Raw genomic sequence first — 22,933 nt, 5'->3', positions numbered from 1 at the left:
ATTGTCGGGCCCTAGACTCTCGCCCAATGGACCGTATTGCAAGGCATGTCTGCCGTGCGACGGCAGCGCACAATTGAAGAGAGACTGACGATGAATCTGCAGAATATCGGCGTGATCGGCGCGGGCACCATGGGTAACGGCATCGCCCAGATCTGCGCCGTGGCCGGCATCAACGTGACCTTGCTGGACATTTCCGCCGGCGCCCTGGAAAAAGCCCTGGCCACCGTGGGCAAGAACCTTGATCGCCAAGTCAGCAAGGGCATCCTCAGCGAACCCCAGAAGCATACGGCGCTGGGCAAGATCCGCACCAGTACCGACTACGCCAGCCTGGCGAATGCCCAATGGGTCATCGAGGCCGCCACGGAAAACCTCGAACTGAAGCGGCGCGTGCTGCAACAGATCGCCGCTCACGTCGATGAGCAATGCGTGATTGCCTCCAATACGTCTTCGCTGTCCATCACCGAACTGGCGGCTGGCGTTAACGCCCCCGAGCGCTTTATCGGCCTGCATTTTTTCAACCCGGTGCCGGTGATGGGCCTGATCGAAGTGATCCGTGGCCTGCAGACCAGCGACACGACCCACGCTCAGGCCATCGAGCTGGCGCAGCACCTGGGCAAGACTGCGATCACCGCCGGCAACCGCCCGGGTTTCGTGGTCAACCGGATTCTGGTGCCGATGATCAACGAAGCGATCCTGGTGTTCCAGGAAGGCCTGGCCAGCGCCGAAGACATCGACGCCGGCATGTGCCTGGGCTGCAACCAGCCGATCGGCCCGCTGGCCCTGGCCGACCTGATCGGCCTGGACACCTTGCTGGCGATCCTCGAAGCGTTCTACGAGGGCTTCCAGGACAGCAAATACCGCAGCGCGCCGCTGCTCAAGGAAATGGTGGCCGCCGGTTACCTGGGGCGCAAGACCGGGCGCGGCTTCCATACCTATGGCTGAGTATCGCTCGCGCTTGTGCGAACACCGCAACAAGGCCCTGGAGTTGCTCGCCAGTAAAGGCTTCGGTCAAGTCGGCATGCGCGAGCTGGCCAGCAGCCTGGGGTTGACCCCGGGCTCGCTGTACCACCACTACCCCAGCAAGCAGCACCTGCTGCTGGATTGGATCGAAGAGTTCTACGAAGAACTGCTGACCACCCTGGGGCGCGTCGAGCAACGGCCGCGCTCACGCCAGGACAACCTGCAACGGCTGATCCACGCCCACCTGAATTTGCATCGAGAGATGCCATGGCACTTCCGCCTGGTGGAGCGTGATTGCGGCTGCCTCACGGAAGACCAGCAGCTACGGGTCCGGCAGTTGCGCGAACAATACGAGCGCCGACTGCTGCAAATGCTCGGGCGACCGCGGCGGCTGAGTGTCCACGCCCTGCAAGCGGCCGGCCACGCGATCGCCACGCTGCTGAACAATGCGCCGAGCTGGCTGGCCGGGCAGGCGCTGGATGATGCCGAACGCACCGAGTTACTGGAAAACCTGCTGACCGGCGCCATCGAGCGCGTGCTGGCAACAAGGGCCAGCGACCGGCCGAGCCTGCAGATTGCCGTGGCCTGAGGCCTATCAGCGCAATTGCAGGGGGTCCACCAGGCCGGCGGCAATCGCCATCCCCACCAGCTCCGGCAAATGGCTGGCCGCCATGCGCTTCATGACCCGCGCGCGATACAGATCGATGGTCTTGACGCTGACGCCCAACTGCTCGGCGATTTCGCGGTTGGTATAACCCTGCACCAACGGCAGCAATACATCGCGCTCGCGTGGCGTGAGTTGCTGCAGCCGCGCCTGTACCCGCGCCGGTCCTTCACCGAGGCTCTGGCGATGATCGGCCTTGCTCAGGGCCTGCAGGACACTGTCCAGCAGTAACTGTTCGTTGTAGGGCTTCTCGATAAAGTCATGCGCCCCGGCCTTGAACGCGCGGACCACAATCGGCACATCGGCGTGGCCGCTGACGAAAATCACCGGCAGGTGCAAATCACGGCTGCGCATGTGCTCCTGAACATTCAGGCCGCCCATGCCCGGCATGCGTACATCCAGCAGCACACAGGCGTTGAGGCGGCTGTCGCAGGCGTCGAGAAACTCGCGGCCACTGGTAAACGGCAGCGCCTTGAGGCCCACCGACTCCAGCAACCAGACGGTCGAGTCGAGCATCCCCTGGTCGTCATCCACCACATACACCACCTGTTCCGTCACGCTCACCATCGCTTGATTCCTCTTCTTATTGTGGAGCGCCGCTCTGCGCGAGCGTGGGCAAGCGGCAGCACATTTGCAGCCCGACCGGCATCGGTTCGGCCTGCAACTCGCCACCGAAGCCTTCGATAATGCTGCGGCTCATGGACAAGCCCAGGCCCAGGCCATTGGCCTTGCTGGTATAGAACGGCGTGAATATCTGTTCCAACTGCGCCGGCGAGACACCGGGGCCCTGATCGCTCACGTCGATCTGCACCCACCCGTCACGCTGCGCCAAGGCACTCATGACGATGAGCGAGGGCTGGCCGGGATGGGCTTCGCGATTCGCCTCGATGGCATTGCGCAGCAGGTTCAGCAGCACCTGTTCCAGCAACACCCGGTCGGCGTAAATCAGCGGCAGATTATCCGGCAGGCGATCCTCGATCGTCACCTGACAGTCGCTGGCCTCCCAGGCACACAGGCGCACCGCTTCGCGGGCGACCTCGCCGGGGTTCAGCGCCTCCATGCGGCGGCGCCCCTTGCGCAGAAACGCACGCAAGCGCTTGATCACTTGCGCGGCGTGATTGGCATGCACCGAGATCCGCTCCAGGCCTTGAGCCACCCGTTCGGCCGCCGGCGAATCGCTGCCCATCGCGGCCAGATAACGCTGGCTGGCGTTGGCGTAATTGACCACCGCCGCCAGCGGCTGATTCATTTCATGGGCGATACCCGATGCCAGTTCACCCAGGGTCACCACGCGCGCGGTGTGCGCCAGTTCGTCCTGATGATGGCGTTGCTGGGCCTCGCGCAGCTCGCGTTCGGTCAGGGTGGTTTCCTCGGCCTGGACCCTGGCAGTGATGTCGCGGGACACGCTGACCACCTCCACCACCGCGCCGGTGTAGGTCTCGCGGATCGCCCGGCAGGCGGTTTCAAACCACAGGTAATGGCCCTGGCGATGGCGGATGCGATAGGTCATGGTGTAATAACCGTCCTGCTCCAGGCCCTCCCGGGCGCGCCGCACCAACCCCGCCAAGCCTTGCCGATGGAACAGGCGCTGTGCCCGAGTCCCGCGCAATTCCCCCGGCCAATAGCCCAGTAAGGCCCAGGAAGCCGGTGAAGCGTCGAGAAAAGCGCCATCCGGGGTGTGCCGGGAAATCAGGTCGGTGGTGTTTTCGATGATCAGCCGATACAGGCGCCGCGCCTTGGTGGATTCGCGCTCGGCGACAATCTGCGCGCTGGCTTCCCGGCAGCGCGCCAGCACGCGGTTTTCACCCGGGTCGGGAATGAACGTCCACACCAGAATGCGCTCGGCGAACTGTGCCTCGACGTTTTCGATCGCCCGCTGCTGCCCCAGGCACGCCTGCACCAGCGGCAAGCAATTGATCGGCAACAGGCTCATACAATCGACCGGGGACAACTGCTCAAGCAACGCCAGCAGCGCCGCGTTGAACTCCAGCGGCCGAGCCTGGGCATCGAGCAGCAGACTCGGCTGCGGGTCATGCCTGAGCAGCGGCGAACCGCCTGTCAAGCGCACGGAGTTGCCGATCATCATAGAACCTATACAGGGAGGGGAACGTCGAGGTTAGCGGAAGCGTTTCATCAAGATATAGTACATATACTATACAACACAGGTAGTACTTCCATATATCTGCGCGGACAGTATATAAAAGCCGCCGGAGAAGTCATTGAGCTTTTCCCGCAGGGACCGGCGTGCCAACGATAAAGCCTCAAGGCCGGCACCGTCAGCTTAACTGCCGTTACCAGCGTCTCGAACAATAGAGCTAATAATCAGCCACCGGGTATCCGCACCATGTCCATTTTCGACCAAGGCCTCGAGCCGACCAGCGTTAATCACATTGCTCTTTCGCCTTTAAGCTTCATTGAACGCACTGCCAGCGTTTATCCCGATTACCCTGCCGTGATCCACGGATCGATACGCGCCACCTGGGCGCAAACCTACAGCCGTTGCCGGCGCCTGGCCTCGGCCCTGGCCGGTCGCGGGATCGGCAAAAACGACACCGTGGCCGTCATGCTGCCCAACATCCCGGCCATGCTCGAAGCGCATTTTGGCGTGCCGATGATTGGCGCGGTACTCAATGCCCTCAACGTGCGCCTGGATGCCGAGGCCATCGCCTTCATGCTCGCGCATGGCGAAGCCAAGGTACTGATCGCCGACCGTGAGTTCCACGATGTGGTGCATGCGGCCATCGGCATGCTTGACCATCCGCCGCTGGTCATCGATGTCGACGACCCGGAATACGGCGAAGGCCAGCCGGTCAGCGACCTGGACTACGAGGCGTTTCTCGCCGAAGGCGATCCGGATTTCGCCTGGCAGTGGCCTGCAGACGAATGGCAAGCCATCTCGCTGAACTACACCTCGGGCACGACCGGCAACCCCAAGGGTGTGGTCTACCACCACCGCGGGGCCTACCTGAACTCCCTGGGCAACCAAATGATCTGGGCGATCGGCAACCACCCGGTGTACCTGTGGACGCTGCCGATGTTCCACTGCAACGGTTGGTGCTACCCGTGGATCATCACAGCCTTGGCCGGGGTCCATGTGTTTCTGCGCCGCGTCGACCCACAGAGAATCCTCAACCTGATCCGCGAGCATCAGGTCACCCACTTGTGTGGCGCGCCAATCGTGCTCAACGCCCTGGTGAACATGCCCGACTCGGCCAAGGCTGCCATCGACCACCCGGTGAACGCGATGGTCGCCGGCGCGGCGCCACCCGCCAAGGTCATCGGCGCCGTGGAAGAAATGGGCATCAAGGTGATCCACGTCTATGGTCTGACCGAAGTGTATGGCCCGGTGACCCTGTGCGCCTGGCACTCGGAATGGGATGAGCTGCCCCTGGAAGAACGCGCCCAGATCAAGGCGCGCCAGGGTGTGCGCTACCCGACCCTGGAAGGCGTGATGGTCGCCGACCCGAAAACCCTCGAACCCACCCCCCATGATGGCCACACCATCGGTGAGATTTTCATGCGGGGCAACACGGTGATGAAAGGCTATCTGAAGAACCCGACGGCAACCGCCGAAGCGTTCGAAGGCGGCTGGTTCCACACCGGCGACCTGGCGGTGACCCATCCTGACGGCTATGTCGAAATCCGCGACCGGCTCAAGGACATCATCATCTCCGGCGGCGAGAACATCTCCACCATCGAACTCGAAGGTGTGCTGTACCGCCACCCGGCAATCCTCGAAGCCGCGGTCGTCGCCCGCCCCGATGAAAAATGGGGTGAAACGCCGTGCGCCTTCGTCACCCTCAAGGCCGACCACCAGAACGTCCGCGAAGCCGACATCATCAGCTTCTGTCGCGAACACCTGGCGGGCTTCAAGGTGCCACGCACGGTGGTGTTCACACAGCTGCCGAAGACGTCGACAGGCAAGATCCAGAAGTTCATGCTGCGCGACATGGCGAAAAAGCTCTAGGCCGTTTCCATCAAGCCCGAACGCTGCGCGCACACGCTCGTGTCCGATTGAACGGCATGGACGCTCGCTGACGGGATTGATGCAGCCAACCTCAAACCGATGCCCTCCTCTATGGAGGGCATTGTTTTTTGTGCAGGTGCGGTTGAGGTGTGCCGGATAGCCCGAAGCGCTCAAGCCACCCTCAGCAGATGCAATATTTGATTTATCGCAGAAACGAAAAAAGACGCCGAAGCGTCTTTTTTTCGCTGACTCCCAGGTCCGATGGACACTGCAAATCAAAAATTGGAGCGGGAAACGAGACTCGAACTCGCGACCCCGACCTTGGCAAGGTCGTGCTCTACCAACTGAGCTATTCCCGCAAATGGCGTCCCCTAGGGGACTCGAACCCCTGTTACCGCCGTGAAAGGGCGGTGTCCTAGGCCACTAGACGAAGGGGACACGCTACTGAAACACATGGTGTGTATTTCAGTGCCCAGAGGCCTCGTCCGAAGACTTGGTCCTGGTTTCACTCAATGCCGCCCGAAGGCAACACTGCTTAAAAATGGAGCGGGAAACGAGACTCGAACTCGCGACCCCGACCTTGGCAAGGTCGTGCTCTACCAACTGAGCTATTCCCGCATTGGCGTCCCCTAGGGGACTCGAACCCCTGTTACCGCCGTGAAAGGGCGGTGTCCTAGGCCACTAGACGAAGGGGACACACGTACAACATTCACTCCCTGCCGCGTTTCGCTGTGTGCTTTACGCTGCAAGTGGCGCGCATTCTATGGATGGATTGAAAGGTCGTCAACCCCCCAGGATAAATTTATTTAAATCAATGACTTCGCCCCCCTTTCCAGGCCCGTGCGGGCATTCTGCGCGTCCGCGCCTTGACGCCTATATTCTGGCGCCCGACAAGACGCTATAGTTCGCTCAGCAACTGATGGCATTGTGCATCTACGCAGGGAATGCTTACGTATATAGAAGAAACTACCTGGGCAACTGGTCGAACAGTCCTATCCGGCAGATGTCTCAGTCACTACACTCAACAGCAAACCCTATAAAGAGGTCGCACCGGTGACACCACTCATGATCACCCTGCTGGTAATAGCCGGGATCGCAATACTGATCGCCATTGGCTATATGAACCATGTGGTGGAAAACAACAAACTGGAAAAGCAACGCACCGTGATCGAGCTTAATGACCGGCTGCGTCGCTGTGGTGAAATCACCGAGACCTTCCCCGGCCAGTTGATGACTCCGGCACTCAAGCTGCTGCTGACCCGCCTGGAACTCAACGTCAACCAGCGCTTGTTGCACCTCAACAAGTCCAGCGCACCGCTCAAGGCGCGGATCGCCGAACTGAATGCGCTGGTGGCCCAGGGCGAATCGATCCCGGTCAACAACCCGCCCGGCCCGATCCAGACCGAAGCCAAGGCCAAGGACGTGCGCTTCCTGCTCGAAGCCCTGCACGGCCAGGTCACCCGCGCCGCCCAGGACGGTTTCCTGCCGGCCAATGAAGCCAAGCACTGGATCAGGGAGATTCGCCACATCCTGGTCCTGCTGCACATCGAGTTCTTCAACAACCTCGGCCAGCATGCCCTGCAACAGAACCAGCCGGGCCAGGCGCGCCTGGCCTTCGAGCGCGGCGTGCAGTACCTGCGCAAACAGCCTGAGCCGGCGATCTACAGAGAGCAACTGCAATTGCTGGAGAGTCAATTGGCGCGCGCCAACTCCACGGTGCTGACCAACAGCAAACCGGCGGAAGATGAAGTCAACGAACTGACCGAAGGCCTGAAAGTCGCCGACACCGACGCCGAGTGGAAGAAAAAAGTCATCTACGACTGACCTCCCCCACCCCATGTGGCGAGCGCTCCTCGCCACATGCCATCATTTAGCATCTATCCCCTCGCCGCCGACTCGCGTACAAAAGTCTCCCTCACTCCGTGAAGTTAGAGGCCCGCTATGCCTGTCGCCGTGATTGATGGACAACCGCTGCACTATGTTGACCAGGGCCGCGGCCCGGTCGTCCTGCTGGGTTCGAGTTACCTGTGGGACCGCGACATGTGGGCACCGCAGATCGAAGCGCTGTCGCAGCAATACCGCGTGATCGTCCCCGAACTGTGGGGCCACGGCGAGTCCGGGCCGCTGCCGGCGCACACGCGCTCCCTGGACGACCTGGCGCGCCAGGCCCTGGCACTGCTCGACCAATTGCAGATTGCCCAGGTCAATCTGGTGGGTTTGTCGGTCGGCGGCATGTGGGGCGCACGCCTGGCCCTGCTGGCACCCGAGCGGGTCAACAGCCTGGTGCTGATGGACACCTACCTCGGCGCCGAGCCCGAGGCCACGCGCCAGCACTACTTTTCGCTGTTCAAGATGATCGAAGACGCCGGCGCCATCCCCGAGCCGCTGCTGGATGTGGTCGCGCCGATCTTTTTTCGCCCGGGTATCGACCGCGCATCGGCGCTGTACCAGGATTTCCGCAAAGTCTTGCAGGGCTACCCCACGGCGCGCCTGCTGGACAGCATCGTGCCCCTGGGTCGGCTGATCTTCAGCCGCGCAGATGTGCTGGAGCAGTTGTCACGCCTGGACGCCGACACCACCCTGGTGCTGTGCGGCGAACAGGACACGCCTCGCCCACCCGCCGAGTCCGAGCAGATGGCCAGCCTGATCGGCTGCGGCCTGAGCCTGATTCCCGACGCCGGGCATATCTCCAGCCGCGAGAACCCGGACTTCGTCAATGAAGCGCTGCTGACCTTCCTCGCCAACCACGCCTGATCGCGCCCCGGCCCTTTGATCGCGGCCCGGCGGCGGCGATCAAAGGCGGAAGTGCCCCACCATGCCCTTGAGTTCCGCGCCCAACCGCGCCAGCGCAATACTCGACGCGGCATTGCCTTGCATGCTCAACGCCGATTGATCGGCACTCGCGCGAATGCTGGTGACGCTGCGGTTGATCTCTTCGGCCACCGAGCTCTGTTGCTCGGCCGCCGCCGCAATCTGCTGATTCATTTGTTGGATCAATGACACCGCGACCGCAATGCTGCCCAGCGCGCTTTCGGTTTCCAGCGCATCGCTGACGGCCAGCTTCACCAACTCGCCGCTCTGCTGGATCTGCTGCACCGACGCTTGCGCCGCGCTGCGCAAGGTGCCGACCAGGCGCTCGATCTCCTCGGTCGATTGCTGGGTGCGCTTGGCCAGCGCCCGCACCTCATCGGCCACCACCGCAAAACCACGGCCTTGCTCACCGGCGCGCGCGGCCTCGATGGCTGCGTTGAGCGCCAGCAGGTTGGTCTGTTCGGCCACGCTTTTGATCACGCTCAACACGCTGCCGATGTTCTGGATTTCGCTGCTGAGGCTGTCGATGCTGGCGCTCGCGCTGGTGCTGGACGTGGCCAGCTGTTCGATGCGCTGCAAACTCTGGCGCACCACCTGCTGGCCGCTGTCGACTTTGTCATCGGCGGTCTGCGCAGCCTGTGCGGCCTCTTCGGCGTTGCGCGCCACATCGTGGACCGTGGCGGTCATCTGGTTCATCGCCGTGGCGACCTGCTCGGTTTCTTCCTTCTGGCTGCTGACCTCGATGTTGGTCTGCTCGGTGACGCTGGACAGCGAATGCGCCGAACTGGCCAATTGCTCGATGCCCGCTTGCAGCCTGCTGACCATATCGCTCAAGCCGCTGCCCATCTGTTGCATCGCCTGCATCAGTTGGCCGATTTCATCGCGGCGGCTGACGTCCATGCGCCCACTCAAATCGCCGGCTGCGATCTGCTGGGCCACCGCGATCACCCGGCGCAGCGGCGCGACGATCAACCGGGTAATCACCCAGGCCGCAATCAAGCCCATCAACAGCGCCAGGGCCGAGGAGCCGATAATCAGCAGCGCGCTTTTCTTCAACTGCGCCTGCATCGACTGATCTTCGGCGGCATACGCCTGGTCGACGCGGCTGACCACTTGATCGGCGCGATCATGCAATTGTTTGTAGACCACTTTTTCCTGGGCCAGCAGGCCGGTGTATTCGCCGAGCTTTTCATTGAACGCAGCGATATGCCCGCCGACCTCATTGAGCACCGTCTGGTAACCGGCGTCCTTGACCGAGGTCTTCAGTAACTCGACCTGGGCCAGCGCCTGCTCGGCCTGTTCGATCTTGCCTTGTTCGGCGTTGTCTTCCTGCCCTTTGCGGCTCTGATCGAGGCGCACATGGGCCTCGTTCATGGCTTGCAGCATCAACCGCGAAACCTGGCTGACCTGCCCCGCCTGCTCGATAAACTCGGCGCCCTCCTTGCCCTGGCTTTCCTTGAGGCCATAGGCGCCATCGTCGGCCAGGCCGGCCTGCAACACATCGAGGTTATTGGCCACGCTGGACACCGACCAACTGGCCATTTCCAGTGCCAGGTCCTTGGTCTGGGTCAGTTCGACGAACTCATCGAACGCCTTGCGGTAAGCCGCCAGGGCCTGTTCGACCTCGGTCATCAGCGGCACGTTGGTCGCAGACTCGGCCTTGAGACTGGCGGCCAGGGCGGCCAAGGCGTCGACTTGCTCATGCAGGGCGTCGACGGACTTGGGGTCGGCGTGCAGCGCGTAGTCCTGCTCGATCAAACGCACCTTGAGCAGCCCGCTGTTGAGCGAAGACATGCTCTTGAGGCCCTCGAAACGCAGGCCAACGGTTTGCAGGGACCACACGCCAATCGCTGCGACCAACGCAGTCAACAGCAGCACCAGGCTGAAGCCCAAACCCAGTTTTTTCGCCATACCGAGGTTGGCGAAACGTCGTTGCACGGCCGAAATCATTGCACTTGAATCCTCTTGCAATGGCGGATGCCATCAAGTCCGGTTTCCCAGCAGCGAGATTCGCAACCCCAAGGCCCTGAACACAAGTCGTTGGCGCCACAATAATGGCAAAAAGCTACACACTCGTCGTTTTCAGAATGGTCGAGGTCGATCTGGCAGGCCCCGCGGCGCGGAACAACGCCAGGGCCCGCTGATCAGCAGCATAGGCCACATTGATGCGCTGCCACTCGCTGTGTTCACCCGTGGGGCTGAACAGCGCCCCCGGCGACATCAACACGCCGAGTTGCCGCGCACACGCCTGCAAGCGTGAACGGTCGGCCATGCGAGGCCGCGCCCAGACAAACATGCCGCCGGCGGGCACGGCGAACACCTGCCATTCCTCATCCTCCAGCACCTGCAAGGTCGCGGCCATTTGCGCGTTCAGGCGTTTGCGCAGGCGCTGCACCCATTTGCGATAGGTGCCGTTGGCCAGCAACGTGGCCATCACCGCTTCGGCAAAACGCGAGGTGCCGATGCCGGTGAGTGTCTTGAGGTGTACCAATTGCGCAATGATCGGCGAACTGGCGCTGAGGTAGCCGACGCGCAGGGCACTGCTGAGGGTCTTGGAAAAACTCGAGACATAGATCACCCGGTCATCATGGGGCAACGCCGAGAGCCGCGTGCAACTGGCGTGTTGCAGGTCGGCGTAGACATCTTCTTCGATGATCAGGAAGTCTTCGCTGTGCGCCAGCGCCAGCAAACGCTCGGCCACCTTGCGGCACAGGCTGGTGCCGGTGGGGTTGTGATACAGGCTGTTGATAAACAGGCACTTGGGACGATGGCGACGCAGCAGGGCTTCCAGCGCCGGGACGTCCGGGCCGCCCTGGGTACGCGGCACTTCCAGCAGCGTGACGCCGTGGAAGGCCAACTGACGAAAGAGGTTGCCATAACCGGGGGTTTCCACGACCACCGTGTCGCCGGCCTTGAGCAAGGTGCGGATCAGCAGGTCCTGGGCATGGCTGGCGCCATGGGTGGTGAGAATGCGGTCGAGGCTGGTGGCCACGTGAATCTGGGTCAGGCGCTTGAGCAGTTGCTCGCGCAGCGCCGGCAGCCCCAGTGGCGTGCTGTAGTTGAACAGGCCGCCGGTATCGATGCGGCTGACTTCGCGGATCGCGTAGCTGATGTCATCGCTTTCGCGCCAGGCGTCCGGCAGCCAACCGCAGCCGAGTTTCAACTCGCCCAACGGGCTGTCGGTGAAAGCGCCCCACTCTCGCTCCGCGCCTTCATACCAGTGGCGTTCCTGAGCCACCGGCGGCTGCGCCACCACAAACCCGGAGCCCTGCTTCGAGGTCAGCAGGCCCTGGGCCTCCATGCGCTCGAATGCCTCGATCACGCTGGACTGGCTGAGCAGGTTGTCGAGGGCCAGTTGGCGGATGGACGGCAAGCGTGTACCGGGGCTGACCCCGCTCTTGCGAATCCATTCCGCCACCGCGCTGACGATTTGCTGCACCACCGGTACAAGGGCTTGTCGATCGATCCCTAAATCCATGAGCCACTCACTTAACTATCTGTTATTCAACCCAAAACAGTTAAGCACAGAAGCCCGCTCCAACCGGTCGCCAACAGTAACTAAAGTATTGATTTTATTGACTTATTTACCTCCTGATACACATTGGATCACGGCGTTTTGCCAGCTATGGAAACGCCCCACAGCACCTCAAACTTTTTCGAATGAGGTGCGGCTTGGAGTCCTAGATCGCGGTGGCACCGCCGTCCACCGCCAGGGCGTGGCCGGTGGTGAACGCCGCACCGTCACTGCACAGGTACAACACCGCACTGGCGATTTCCTCGACCTTGCCGATGCGCCCGACCGGGTGCATGGCCGCGGCGAATTCGGCTTTGCGCGGGTCAGCTTCATAGGCACGGCGGAACATGTCGGTGTCGATCACGGCCGGGCATACCGCGTTGACGCGGATGTTCTTTTTCGCGTACTCGATGGCCGCCGATTTGGTCAGGCCGATCACCGCGTGCTTGGACGCGGCATAGATGCTCATCTTCGGCGCGGCGCCCAGCCCCGCCACCGACGCAGTGTTGACGATCGCACCAGCGCCCTGGGCCAGCAGCAACGGCAATTGGTACTTCATGCACAACCACACGCCCTTGACGTTGACGCCCATGATCGCGTCGAACTCATCGAGGGTGCCGTCCGCCAGCTTGCCTTTCTCGATCTCGATCCCGGCGTTGTTAAAGGCGTAGTCCAGGCGGCCATACGCGGCAATGGTCTGCGCCATCAATTGCTGCACATCGGCTTCCAGGGTGACGTTGCAGCGCACGAACTGCGCCTCGCCACCGGCCTCGCGGATCAGCGCGACAGTGCCTTCGCCGCCCGCTACGTCGAGGTCGGCAACCACTACCTTCAAACCTTCGGCGGCAAACGCCAGCGCGGTGGCGCGGCCAATACCGGCGGCGGCGCCGGTGACCAGGGCGACCTGGCCGGAAAACGTCATGCTCATGGGGGATGTCCTATGGGAGAGATAGCCGTGGGCCGAGTCTAGCCAAGCCCGACACGGGCGCGTCAGCACTATCAGAAGGCCGGTTAGCGCTGCATGAATCACAATGATAAGACCGCCCGGCTGACTATCATCGAAGCCTATCGCCAAGCATTCGCAGTCCTCGGCCGACCTTGCTCGCAGGCCAGTATGGGTCTATCAATCAGGCTTCATTTCTCAAGAGTCCTTGCCATGACTGCCCAGACCAACCGCCAGTTCCTGCTCGCCAAACGCCCGGTCGGCGCGGCCACGCGGGAGACCTTCACCTACCAGGAAGTGCCGGTGGGCACGCCACAGGATGGGCAGGTGCTGGTGCGCAACGAATACCTGTCCCTCGACCCGGCCATGCGCGGCTGGATGAATGAGGGCAAATCCTATATTCCGCCCGTCGGCATCGGCGAAGTGATGCGGGCGCTGGGCGTAGGCAAGGTAATCGCCTCGAACACCCCTAAATTCGCCGTCGGGGACTACGTGAACGGCGCCCTGGGGGTGCAGGATTACTTCCTCGGCGAGCCGCGTGGTTTCTACAAGGTCGACCCCACGCTTGCGCCCCTGCCGCGCTACCTGTCGGCGCTGGGGATGACCGGCATGACCGCCTACTTCGCCCTGCTCGAGACCGGCGCACCCAAGGCCGGCGAAACCGTGGTGATCTCCGGCGCGGCCGGGGCGGTGGGCAGCATTGCCGGGCAGATCGCCAAGATCAAAGGCTGCCGTGTGGTGGGCATTGCCGGTGGCGCCGACAAGTGCAAGTTCCTGGTTGATGAACTGGGCTTCGACGCCGCCATCGATTACAAACACGAAGACCTGCCCGCCGCGCTCAAGCGCGAGTGCCCCAAGGGCGTGGATGTGTATTTCGATAACGTCGGCGGCGACATTCTCGACGCCGTGCTCAGCCGCCTGGCATTCAAAGCCCGCGTGGTGATCTGCGGTGCAATCAGCCAGTACAACAACGAGGACGCGGTAAAAGGCCCGGCCAACTACCTGTCATTGCTGGTCAATCGCGCACGCATGGAAGGCTTCGTGGTGATGGATCACGCGGCGAACTTTGCCGCCGCCGGGCAGGAAATGGCCGGCTGGATGGCGCAGGGCAAGCTCAAGAGCAAGGAGGACATTGTGGAGGGACTGGAGACGTTCCCGGAGACGCTGATGAAGCTGTTCAACGGGGAGAACTTCGGCAAGCTGGTGCTCAAAGTCAGCTGATACACAGCAGATGTCAATGTGGGAGAGGGCTTGCCCCCTCCCACATGGTTGATCGGTGATCGATCAGGCGATCTCGGCGACGACTGCCGCCAATGCCTTGGCCGGGTCCGCCGCCTGGCTGATCGGGCGGCCGATCACCAGGTAGTCCGAGCCGGCGTCCAGGGCCTGACGCGGCGTGAGGATACGGCGCTGGTCATCCTGGGCGCTGCCCGCCGGGCGAATCCCCGGGGTGACCAATTGCAGCGACGGGTGGGCGGTCTTGAGCGCCCGGGCTTCCAGCGCCGAACAGACCAGGCCATCGAGGCCGGCTTTTTGCGCCAGGGCCGCCAGGCGCAGCACTTGCTCCTGAGGTTCGATATCCAGGCCGATCGCGGCCAGGTCTTCGCGCTCCATGCTGGTCAGCACGGTCACACCGATCAGCAAGGGTTTAGGGCCGCTGCGCTGTTCCAACACTTCACGGCAGGCGGCCATCATGCGGAGGCCGCCGGAGCAGTGTACATTGACCATCCACACGCCCATTTCGGCGGCCGCCTTGACCGCCATCGCGGTGGTGTTGGGGATGTCGTGGAATTTCAGGTCGAGGAACACCTCGAAACCTTTGTCACGCAGCGTGCCGACGATGTCCGCGGCGCAACTGGTGAACAGTTCCTTGCCGACCTTGACCCGACACAGCTTCGGATCCAACTGGTCAGCCAGCTTCAGTGCGGCGTCACGGGTGGGGTAATCCAGGGCGACGATGATAGGAGTCTGGCAGACGGACATTGGAATGGGCTCTCAGGCAAGTCGAAATCGGCGCGAATTGTAGCGCAAGCGACGCCGTTGCGGGATCCGATGATCGGTAAATACTGACCAAGCGCACTCAGGCGGACCTTTCGGCCATTTGTATCAAACCAGATACATTCACGACATGCCCTCAACACGCCCTACCGCTAGCCTCGCCCGCACGACCCACCGACCAGCACTACCAGCCATGGGGCTGGGCGCCTATGCTGACCGCTACCACCAGGCAGATGATCGCACTATGCATACTTCCGTCCCGCTGAACGACGAGCAAAAAAACGCGGTGAGCGCCGATGAAAAGCGCTGGAACACCCGCGCGCTGATTGTCGACGACGATGTGCCGATCCGCGAACTGCTGATCGACTACCTGGCACGCTTTAACATTCTCGCCACCGGCGTCACCGACGGCACCGCGATGCGCGTGGCGATGCAAGCCGAAACCTTTGATGTGGTGGTGCTCGACCTGATGCTGCCGGGCGAAGACGGCCTGTCACTGTGCCGCTGGCTACGCGCCGAGTCGGACATTCCGATCCTGATGCTCACCGCCCGCTGCGAACCCACCGACCGCATCATCGGCCTGGAACTGGGCGCCGACGACTACATGTCCAAGCCGTTCGAGCCGCGTGAATTGGTGGCGCGCATCCAGACCATCCTGCGCCGGGTGCGCGACGACCGCACCGAGCAGCGCGCCAATATCCGCTTCGATAACTGGCGGCTCAACAGCGTGTTGCGCCAATTGGTGGCCGACGATGGCCTGGTGGTGCCGCTGTCCAACGCCGAGTTCCGCCTGCTGTGGGTGTTTATCGAGCGGCCGCGCCGGGTGTTGAGCCGCGAACAGTTGCTGGATGCCGCCCGCGGTCGTTCCATCGAGGCCTTCGATCGCAGCATTGACCTGCTGGTCTCGCGCCTGCGCCAGAAGCTGGGCGATGACCCCAAAGCACCGCAGTTGATCAAGACCGTGCGCGGTGAAGGCTATCTGTTCGACGCACGGGATATCGGCTGATGCGCAACGCCCTCAACACGCTGTTCGGCCGGTTGTTCGGTGTGTTGCTGTTGGCGATTGTACTGGCCCATGCGTTGGCATTTTTCTGGTTCCACCACTATGACCCGCCTCCGCCACCGCGCAAGGACACCTTCGTCGAGCAACCGGACGGCACGATGAGGCCGCTGCCTAAACGCCCTCGTCCATGGTTTGGCGGCCCGGTGGTGCCGCTGACGTTTCAGTTTTTCTCGTTGATCATCGCCGCCTGGTATGGCGCCAAATTGTTGAGCCGGCCGATCCAGCGCCTGAGTGAGGCCGCCGAGCGCTTGAGCCTGGACCTCGACAGCCCGCCTCTCGACGAATCGGGCCCCCGGGAAGCCCAGCAGGCCGCGTCAACCTTCAACCTGATGCAAAAACGTATTCGCGAACAAGTCGGTCAGCGCGCGCGCATGCTCGGCGCGGTCTCCCATGACCTGCGCACCCCGCTGTCGCGCCTCAAGCTGCGCCTGGAGCAGATCGAAGACGCCAAGCTGCAAGGCCAGATGCGCCAGGACCTGAACGACATGATCGGCATGCTCGACGCCACCTTGAGCTACCTGCACGAACAACGCACCAGCGAAAGCCGGCACTGGCTGGATGTGCAGGCGCTGGTGGAGTCGATCAGTGAGAATGCCCAGGACCAAGGTTCCAATGTGCAATGTGCCGGCACCTGTGCGCCTTTGCAGGTGCAGCCGATGGCGTTGCGTTCATGCCTCAACAACCTGATCGACAACGCCTTGCGCTACGCCGGCAGCGCGCGCGTGGAGCTGGAGGACAGCCGCGAGGCCCTGACCATCCGCGTGATTGACCACGGCCCCGGGATTGCCGCCGACAAGCGCGAGGCGGTGTTCGAACCGTTCTATCGACTCGAAGGCTCGCGCAACCGCAACTCCGGCGGCGTGGGCCTGGGCATGACCATCGCCAAGGACGCGGTGGAACGCCTGGGCGGACGGTTGAGCCTGGAGGAAACCCCGGGCGGCGGGTTGACCGCCGTGATGTGGTTGCCCCGCGCCTGACGGCCAACGCCCGCCAGCTCCCCCATAAATCTTGGCCACTCAGCTACAGCGGTTCGTCTTCGCGGCGGCTCTGGGCCTGGGTCGCGCTCCAATCCATCAGCAGGCTGTACGCCACGGCGAGCAAGGTCGGGCCGATAAACAGGCCGATGAAGCCAAACGCGATCAGGCCGCCGAATACCCCGAGCAACACGATCACCAGCGGCAGGTTGCCACCACGGCTGATCAGGTACGGCTTGAGCACGTTGTCCACGCCGCTGATGATGAACGTGCCCCACACGCCGAGGAACACTGCGTAGGTGTAATCGCCCTTCCACGCCAGCCAGGCCGTGGCCGGAATCCACACCAGCGGTGGCCCCATGGGGATCAGGCTGAGCAGGAACGTGACGATACCCAGCACCAGCGCGCCCGGCACCCCGGCGATCAGGAAGCCGATCAGCGCGAGCACGGCCTGGGCGGCCGCCGTACCGATCACGCCATTGACCACGCGTTGCACGGTGCCGGCCACCAGTTCGATGTAGTAACCGGCACGTTCGCCGATCAAGCGCTCCAGCAGGCGGTGGACGAACATCGCCAGGCGCGGCCCGTCACGGTAGAAAAAGAACACGAACACCAGGCTGAGGGTCAGCTCCAGGATGCCGCCGCCGATCTGCGCGCTGCGCGCCAGCAGCCAGTTGCCCACCTGCCCCAGGTACGGCTTGAGGCTGACCATCAGCGCCGCGCCTTGCTGGTCGATGCTGTCCCACATCGCCACCAGCCGTTCTCCGACAAAGGGAATCGACCCCAACCAGGCCGGCGCCGCCGGCAAACCGTCGACCTGAATATCCTTGATCAACGCCACCGCGTCGCGCACATGGTCCGCGAGGTTGAACCCCAGCCATACCAGCGGCACCGCCACCAGCAGCATCCAGCCCAAGGTCAGGATGCCAGCGGCCAGGGATTCGCGGCCGCCCAGCCAGCGGGTCAGCAACACCATCAGCGGCCAACTGGCAAACGCCAGCACCGCCCCCCAGAACAGCGCCGACCAGAACGGCGCCATCACCCAGAAGCTGGCACCGAACAGCACCAGCAGCAGGATTTGCACCAGCAGGCGATCGTTATTGAGCATGGAGTTTCTCTAGGAAAAGGCTGAAGGCAGTCAGTTTAGGCGAACGGCGCGGGTCCGTTCGCCCTGTTTCGGTCAGCGTATCAGATGCAGGTGCAGGCCTTTGGCTGGCTCGGTACCGGTTTCCAGGCGTGCGGCCCGCACGCCCTTGTCAATCAGGGCCTGGCGCCACGCTTCGGCATGGGGGCCGGTCAAACTGACACGCAGGGTGGTGTCGAGGTTCAAACCGCGGGAAATCAGGGTCAACCAGGTGGCATCGGGGTCTGCACCCAAAGCCGGGAAATCCAGCTCGCCAGTGCTTTTGAGTTCGCGCAACAGCGTGGCGGAGGTCGGCAGCAGTTCCCCGAGCGGGGCGTCGGCATCGATCTGTTCGACATGCAGGTAAGCCCGGCGATTGCCGCGGGTGATGCCGTACAACGCCACCAGGGAATTGTCCTGCGGGGCAGCCAGACGCAACAGCAGGTATTCCTGCTGGCCATCGGCGCCGACCAACTTGGCATTACCGAACACTTCATTGGCCCACAGGCTGCTTTCACCGCAGTCACGGGCCTGGCACCAGAACAACAGCTGCGCGCCCTGCTGCTGCAGCGCTTCGCGCGTGGCGGTGAACGCAGCGCTGGAGGTGTGCTCGGCGGGCAGTTCATAGGTGATGGCGGTGGCCTGGCCGCGCGCGGTGGCCTGGGCTTCGTAACGCAACTGGCCGCTGATCTTGCGGATCGCGCCCATGGGGTAGATGCGCTCTTTTTCTTCGGCGGGACGATAATCGACGATTTGCGCGTCGACCTGACGGGCCACGGCGGGCAAGTCCTGGCTACCCGGCACATCGGCGGCGAACACCAACGGGCTGAACACACACAGCCCGAGGGCACGGATACAGCCTTTACGCACGCTCATCGGATAGTTGAGCCCTGGCCATCGGAGGTCGCAGCAGTTTCAAGATCGGTGTTGAGATCGTTCATGGTTGACTCCCTTTCAATCCGCCCAGCCTCGGCAGTTGACCGCGCCAAGTCAAGGTGCAGAGAAGAACCGATTGAAACAGTCTGCAACAAGGACCGCGCCCGCCTCGTCATTCAAGTGCAAATGATGGCCACCGGGCAGGGTCGTCACGGTAAACGGTAGCTGGGAAAGCAATTCGGGATGTCTCGCCAGCATGCCGTCAGCGGCGACCACCAGTTGAGTAGGGCAACCTACGCGGCGCACGAAAGCCATGGCTTGCTCGTCGGTCAGACGCATCGGCGATGCCAGTGTCAAGCGGCTGTCCGTTCGCCAGGTGTAACCGCCCGGCACCGGCATCAAACCGCGCTGGGCCAGCAGTTCAGCGGCTTCGCGGCTGACGGCCACCAGCCCTTTCATCCGCGCTTCGACGGCGCGATCAAGGTTGCTGTAGACCGGCTTGCGCTTGCCCTGCAGGTTCAATTGCGCCTGCAACGCCATGCCCAGCCGCTCGGCGGCGTTCTCGCCAGTGGCGGTCGGCGGGATCACACCGTCGATCAAACCCAGGTGCGTCACCCGCTCCGGCAAGGCACCGGCCAATACCAGGGAGACGATGGCGCCGAGGGAATGGCCAAGTAATGCAAAACGTTTCCAGCCCAGTTGTTCGGCGACCTGCAGCACATCGTGGACGTAATCCCACAAGGCATAACCGGCCCCCGTCGGACGATGCGCCGAATGCCCGTGGCCGGCCATGTCGAGGGCGACGATACGCATGCCCTGCAGTTTCGGCGCCAACCGCGCGAAGCTGTTGGCGTTGTCCAGCCAGCCATGCAAGGCGATCACCGGCAGACCGTCTTCGGGACCGAACAGATGCGCGGCCAATTCGATATGCGGCAGGCTCAGGCGCACTTCTTCGACCGGCGTACTCATGCGCAACTGCGCTCGCGGGCTTCCCAACGGGCGAACAGCTGCTTGAGCAAGGTCGCGGTGTCCTGGGGGCGTTCGAGGGGGAACATGTGGCCGCCGGGCATGGTGAGCATTTCTCCCATGGGCAGGCGCCCGACGCCGCTGGCGTGGTGGCGCATCACCACCCGGCTCTGGCGCCCGCGCACCACCGCCAGCGGCACTTTCAACTGGCGCACCTGGCCCGGGCTGGTGTGGGGCACGCCCCGGTAGATACTGATTTCAGTGGCCGGATCGAAACGCAGGCGCAGACGATCGCCGACCTGATACAGGCCATGTTGCAGGTAAGCGTCGAAGCATTCCGGGTCGAAGCCGCGAAACAGGGTCTTGCCGGCGAAGTAACTGCGCGCGGCGTCCAGGTCGGCGAATTCTTCACGGCGGCCCAGGGTGCGCCCGGCCGGGGTGAGGCGGTCGATAAAACCAAAGCGCTTGGCGGCGCGGATCACCCAGCGGTCGGCACGGGTCAGCACCGGCGAGTCGAGCATCACCACGCCGCGATACAACTGCGGGCAGCGCATGGCCGCGTGCAAATGCAACACGCCGCCCAGGGAATGGCCCACGCCCCACACCGGCTCGGGCTGCTGTTGCAGATGGTGGATCAGTTCGTCCACCAGGTTCTGCCAGTTGTCGTCCACCGGAAACCGTGGATCGTGGCCGTGCTGCGGCAGGTGCGCGACGGTATATTCCGGGGCCAGGCCGGCAAACAACTTGCCGTAGGTAGCCGAAGGGAAGCCATTGGCGTGGGCAAAAAACACGTGCTGCGACATACCGGTTCCATCTATAAAAACAGACATTGATTGTCACCACGCCCGACCGTTACGGCAATGACCGTAACCGCCAGGAATGATGACACTCACGCCACGCCTATCGCGCCGGCGGGTTCTCGCCCAGGGGCACTACGGCCATGGTCAGGCGCGAGACGCAGCTGGACTTGCCATCATCGTTGGTCAGGCGGATGTCCCACACCTGGGTGGTGCGGCCGATATGAATCGCCCTCGCCACCGCCGTCACCCGCCCGCTGCGCACCCCGCGCAGGTGGTTGGCGTTGACCTCGAGGCCGACGCAATAGAACTTGCTCGCATCGATGCACAGGTAGGCCGCCATGGAGCCGACGCTTTCGGCCAGCACGACCGACGCGCCGCCGTGCAGCAGGCCATAGGGCTGATGGGTACGCTGATCGACCACCATGCTGGCGGTCAGGGATTCTTCGTCGAAACTTTCGAAGCGAATATCCAGCACTTCACCGATGGTGTTTTTCTGCAGAGCGTTGAGTTGCTCGATATTGGGTTGGGTGCGCCACAGGCTCATACCGTTGTCCCTATTGATTTTATGATGGCCCTAATCCTGCCACAGAATGACTTCGGTGCGCTCGCTCCACACCTGAAACTGTGGGCCGTAGGTCGATTCGATGACATTGCGCCTGATCTTCAAGGTCGGTGTCAGGAAGCCGTTTTCCACCGCCCAACTGTCTTTCACCACCACCAATTGACGCAGGCGCTCATGCTTGTCCAACGCCGCGTTGACCTGCTCCAGCCAGCGTTCAAGGCTGTCGTGCAAGGCCTGGCGCGCATCCGCCGGGCCCGCCGCCGACAGCACGCACAGGCCCATCGGCGCAGGCAGGCCGTCGCCGACCACACACACCTGTTCGATCCGTGTATGTTCGGCCAGGCGGTTTTCGATCGGCGCCGGGGCCACGTACTTGCCCTTGCTGGTCTTGAAGATTTCCTTGAGACGCCCGGTCAGGCGCAGACGGCCCTCGGCGTCCTGCTCGCCCTTGTCGCCGGTGCGCAGGAAGCCGTCCGGGGTGAGGGTTTCGGCGGTTTTTTCCGGGTCCTTGAAGTAACCGAGCATGGTCGCGCCACTGCGCACCTGCACTTCGCCGAGCGGGTCGATACGCACTTCAACGCCCGGGCATGGCAGGCCGATCCAGCCGATTGTCTGCTGGCCGGGGCGACACACATGGGAATAGCCGCAACTCTCGGTCATGCCGTACACCTCCAGCACATCCAGGCCCAGGCGCTGATACCAGCGCAACAAGGCTTCGGGCACCGGCGCCGCGCCGGACAGCGCAATGCGTAACGCGTCCAGGCCCAGGCCGGCCAGCACCTTGCGGCCCACGCGTTTGCCGATGAAGGGCAGCCGCAACAGGCGCTCCAGGCGCGTCGCCGGGATCTTGCCGTAGACGCCCATCTGGAATTTGGTCCAGATACGCGGCACCCCGAACAGCGCCGTCGGCCGTGCCCGACGCAGGTCCCTCAGAAAAGTCTCAAGGCTTTCGGCGAAATACACGGTTTGCCCGGTATAGATCGCCGCCAATTCCACAAACATCCGCTCCGCCACATGGCACAAGGGCAGGTACGACAGCAGCCGGTCACCCTCCCCCAGGCCGAACAATTCGGTGCCTCCGGTGGCGGCAAAGCCCAGGGCGCCGAAGCTGTGCATCACGCCCTTGGGCAGGCCGGTGGTGCCGGAGGTGTAGATGATGGTGGCCAGATCCGACGCGGCAGGTAGCGGCTGATCCTGGATCGGTGAACAGGCTTGCAGCTCGGTCCAGCTGAAATCCAAGTCACCCGCCGGACACAGCGGCAGGCCGATGGTGGGCACGTCGGCCGGAACCCCGGGCGCCATGGCGGGCCAGTCATCGAGCTTGCCGATGAACACCAGCGCCGCCTCGGAGTGCTTCAGCACATGGGCGACGGAATCGGCGGTGAGGTTGGGATAGAGCGGCACCGAGACATGCCCGGCCATCCAGATGGCCAGGTCGGCGATGATCCAGTGCGCGCAATTTTTCGAGATCAGGGCTATGTGCGAACCCTGGGGCAGTTCCCTCGCGCGCAGCCAATGCGCGGCGCAGCGGGCCTGGTGGCCGACCTCGGCCCAAGTGAGGGTCTGCACCTCGTCGCCGCCGACGGGCTGCACCAGGAAGGGTTTGCGCGGATGCCGCGCTTCACGTTCGAAGAAGACCTGCAACGGCAAACGAAAAGCGACGGGCATGGGACGCGCTCCTTTGTGGTCCGATGATAGCCAACCAAGCACTT

The 22,933-nt window shown here is 63.0% G+C and carries 20 protein-coding genes, 4 tRNA genes and 1 pseudogene; 8 read left to right on the top strand and 17 right to left on the bottom strand.

Going from position 1 to position 22,933, the window contains the following annotated elements:
* Positions 1-90: 90 nt before the first annotated feature.
* Complete coding sequence (locus PverR02_RS09595; RefSeq protein ID WP_017846817.1) at positions 91-942, top strand: 3-hydroxybutyryl-CoA dehydrogenase; 852 nt, start codon at positions 91-93, stop codon at positions 940-942.
* Positions 935-1,549: a TetR/AcrR family transcriptional regulator gene (locus PverR02_RS09590; RefSeq protein WP_017846816.1), complete on the top strand. Its 615-nt coding sequence runs from the start codon at positions 935-937 to the stop codon at positions 1,547-1,549. The genes PverR02_RS09595 and PverR02_RS09590 overlap by 8 nt, the downstream gene beginning before the upstream one ends.
* Positions 1,550-1,555: 6 nt before the next feature.
* On the opposite strand, the gene PverR02_RS09585 is transcribed toward PverR02_RS09590, so the two are convergent.
* Together PverR02_RS09585 and PverR02_RS09580 are read right to left on the bottom strand one after the other, a co-directional pair.
* Positions 1,556-2,191 (bottom strand): response regulator transcription factor, encoded by a 636-nt coding sequence (locus PverR02_RS09585; RefSeq protein ID WP_017846815.1) that lies wholly within the window; start codon positions 2,189-2,191, stop codon positions 1,556-1,558.
* Positions 2,192-2,207: 16 nt separating this feature from the next.
* Positions 2,208-3,707 carry a PAS domain-containing sensor histidine kinase gene (locus PverR02_RS09580; RefSeq protein ID WP_079443187.1) on the bottom strand — a complete coding sequence of 500 codons (1,500 nt, stop codon included), beginning with the start codon at positions 3,705-3,707 and terminating at the stop codon, positions 2,208-2,210.
* Between the two features lie 261 nt (positions 3,708-3,968).
* On the opposite strand from PverR02_RS09580, the gene PverR02_RS09575 reads away from it, so the two are divergent.
* Positions 3,969-5,591, top strand: coding sequence for an acyl-CoA synthetase (locus PverR02_RS09575; protein ID WP_017846813.1), 1,623 nt, complete (start codon positions 3,969-3,971; stop codon positions 5,589-5,591).
* A gap of 283 nt (positions 5,592-5,874) precedes the next feature.
* Here the strand turns inward: PverR02_RS09575 and PverR02_RS09570 are convergent.
* The 4 genes from PverR02_RS09570 to PverR02_RS09555 form a co-directional block, all read right to left on the bottom strand.
* A tRNA-Gly gene (locus PverR02_RS09570) sits at positions 5,875-5,950 on the bottom strand.
* A gap of 3 nt (positions 5,951-5,953) precedes the next feature.
* Positions 5,954-6,029 (bottom strand) — tRNA-Glu (locus PverR02_RS09565).
* Positions 6,030-6,133: 104 nt separating this feature from the next.
* A tRNA-Gly gene (locus PverR02_RS09560) sits at positions 6,134-6,209 on the bottom strand.
* 2 nt (positions 6,210-6,211) lie between these two features.
* Positions 6,212-6,287 (bottom strand) — tRNA-Glu (locus PverR02_RS09555).
* Positions 6,288-6,644: 357 nt separating this feature from the next.
* Between PverR02_RS09555 and PverR02_RS09550 the strand changes: the two genes are divergently transcribed.
* Both PverR02_RS09550 and PverR02_RS09545 read left to right on the top strand, forming a co-directional pair.
* Positions 6,645-7,415: a hypothetical protein gene (locus PverR02_RS09550; protein WP_046384177.1), complete on the top strand. Its 771-nt coding sequence runs from the start codon at positions 6,645-6,647 to the stop codon at positions 7,413-7,415.
* 117 nt (positions 7,416-7,532) lie between these two features.
* On the top strand, positions 7,533-8,345 hold the full coding sequence (locus PverR02_RS09545) for an alpha/beta fold hydrolase (RefSeq protein WP_017846801.1): 813 nt from the start codon (positions 7,533-7,535) through the stop codon (positions 8,343-8,345).
* 39 nt (positions 8,346-8,384) lie between these two features.
* Here the strand turns inward: PverR02_RS09545 and PverR02_RS33055 are convergent, their stop codons facing one another.
* The 4 genes and pseudogenes from PverR02_RS33055 to PverR02_RS09530 form a co-directional block, all read right to left on the bottom strand.
* Positions 8,385-9,227, bottom strand: a complete 843-nt coding sequence (locus tag PverR02_RS33055) for a methyl-accepting chemotaxis protein (protein ID WP_371928132.1) — start codon at positions 9,225-9,227, stop codon at positions 8,385-8,387.
* Positions 9,228-9,245: 18 nt separating this feature from the next.
* Positions 9,246-9,407, bottom strand: a pseudogene (locus tag PverR02_RS33050) (HAMP domain-containing protein); the annotation flags it as partial.
* A gap of 1,060 nt (positions 9,408-10,467) precedes the next feature.
* Positions 10,468-11,880, bottom strand: a complete 1,413-nt coding sequence (locus PverR02_RS09535; protein ID WP_057003696.1) for an aminotransferase-like domain-containing protein — start codon at positions 11,878-11,880, stop codon at positions 10,468-10,470.
* 202 nt (positions 11,881-12,082) lie between these two features.
* Positions 12,083-12,844 carry an SDR family oxidoreductase gene (locus PverR02_RS09530; protein ID WP_046384180.1) on the bottom strand — a complete coding sequence of 254 codons (762 nt, stop codon included), beginning with the start codon at positions 12,842-12,844 and terminating at the stop codon, positions 12,083-12,085.
* 228 nt (positions 12,845-13,072) lie between these two features.
* On the opposite strand from PverR02_RS09530, the gene PverR02_RS09525 reads away from it, so the two are divergent.
* Positions 13,073-14,080: an NADP-dependent oxidoreductase gene (locus PverR02_RS09525; RefSeq protein ID WP_017846796.1), complete on the top strand. Its 1,008-nt coding sequence runs from the start codon at positions 13,073-13,075 to the stop codon at positions 14,078-14,080.
* A gap of 63 nt (positions 14,081-14,143) precedes the next feature.
* On the opposite strand, the gene pyrF is transcribed toward PverR02_RS09525, so the two are convergent.
* On the bottom strand, positions 14,144-14,842 hold the full coding sequence (gene pyrF, locus PverR02_RS09520; RefSeq protein WP_017846795.1) for an orotidine-5'-phosphate decarboxylase: 699 nt from the start codon (positions 14,840-14,842) through the stop codon (positions 14,144-14,146).
* A gap of 259 nt (positions 14,843-15,101) precedes the next feature.
* Here pyrF and PverR02_RS09515 point away from each other — a divergent pair, with 259 nt between their 5' ends.
* The gene (locus tag PverR02_RS09515; protein WP_046385333.1) at positions 15,102-15,863 is read left to right on the top strand and encodes a response regulator; all 762 of its coding nucleotides are present in this window, start codon (positions 15,102-15,104) and stop codon (positions 15,861-15,863) included.
* On the top strand, positions 15,863-16,897 hold the full coding sequence (locus PverR02_RS09510) for a sensor histidine kinase (protein ID WP_046384182.1): 1,035 nt from the start codon (positions 15,863-15,865) through the stop codon (positions 16,895-16,897). The genes PverR02_RS09515 and PverR02_RS09510 overlap by 1 nt, the downstream gene beginning before the upstream one ends.
* Before the next feature lie 43 nt (positions 16,898-16,940).
* Here the strand turns inward: PverR02_RS09510 and PverR02_RS09505 are convergent, their stop codons facing one another.
* The 6 genes from PverR02_RS09505 to PverR02_RS09480 form a co-directional block, all read right to left on the bottom strand.
* Positions 16,941-18,002: an AI-2E family transporter gene (locus PverR02_RS09505; protein WP_017846792.1), complete on the bottom strand. Its 1,062-nt coding sequence runs from the start codon at positions 18,000-18,002 to the stop codon at positions 16,941-16,943.
* A gap of 72 nt (positions 18,003-18,074) precedes the next feature.
* A complete protein-coding gene (locus tag PverR02_RS09500) occupies positions 18,075-18,893 on the bottom strand; it encodes a DUF4892 domain-containing protein (RefSeq protein ID WP_057003699.1) in 819 nt (272 codons plus the stop codon).
* 114 nt (positions 18,894-19,007) lie between these two features.
* Complete coding sequence (locus PverR02_RS09495; protein ID WP_079443185.1) at positions 19,008-19,862, bottom strand: alpha/beta hydrolase; 855 nt, start codon at positions 19,860-19,862, stop codon at positions 19,008-19,010.
* Positions 19,859-20,662, bottom strand: coding sequence for an alpha/beta fold hydrolase (locus tag PverR02_RS09490; RefSeq protein ID WP_017846789.1), 804 nt, complete (start codon positions 20,660-20,662; stop codon positions 19,859-19,861). The genes PverR02_RS09495 and PverR02_RS09490 overlap by 4 nt, the downstream gene beginning before the upstream one ends.
* A 97-nt stretch (positions 20,663-20,759) precedes the next feature.
* Positions 20,760-21,203 carry a hotdog fold thioesterase gene (locus PverR02_RS09485; protein ID WP_017846788.1) on the bottom strand — a complete coding sequence of 148 codons (444 nt, stop codon included), beginning with the start codon at positions 21,201-21,203 and terminating at the stop codon, positions 20,760-20,762.
* Between the two features lie 30 nt (positions 21,204-21,233).
* The gene (locus PverR02_RS09480) at positions 21,234-22,889 is read right to left on the bottom strand and encodes an AMP-binding protein (protein ID WP_079443184.1); all 1,656 of its coding nucleotides are present in this window, start codon (positions 22,887-22,889) and stop codon (positions 21,234-21,236) included.
* Positions 22,890-22,933: the final 44 nt, after the last annotated feature.

The sequence above is a fragment of the Pseudomonas veronii genome (assembly GCF_002028325.1).
In the GTDB taxonomy this organism is placed as follows: domain Bacteria; phylum Pseudomonadota; class Gammaproteobacteria; order Pseudomonadales; family Pseudomonadaceae; genus Aquipseudomonas; species Aquipseudomonas veronii.
Note: the sequence above shows the minus strand (reverse complement) of the source record. Positions and strands in the feature narration are given on the sequence as shown.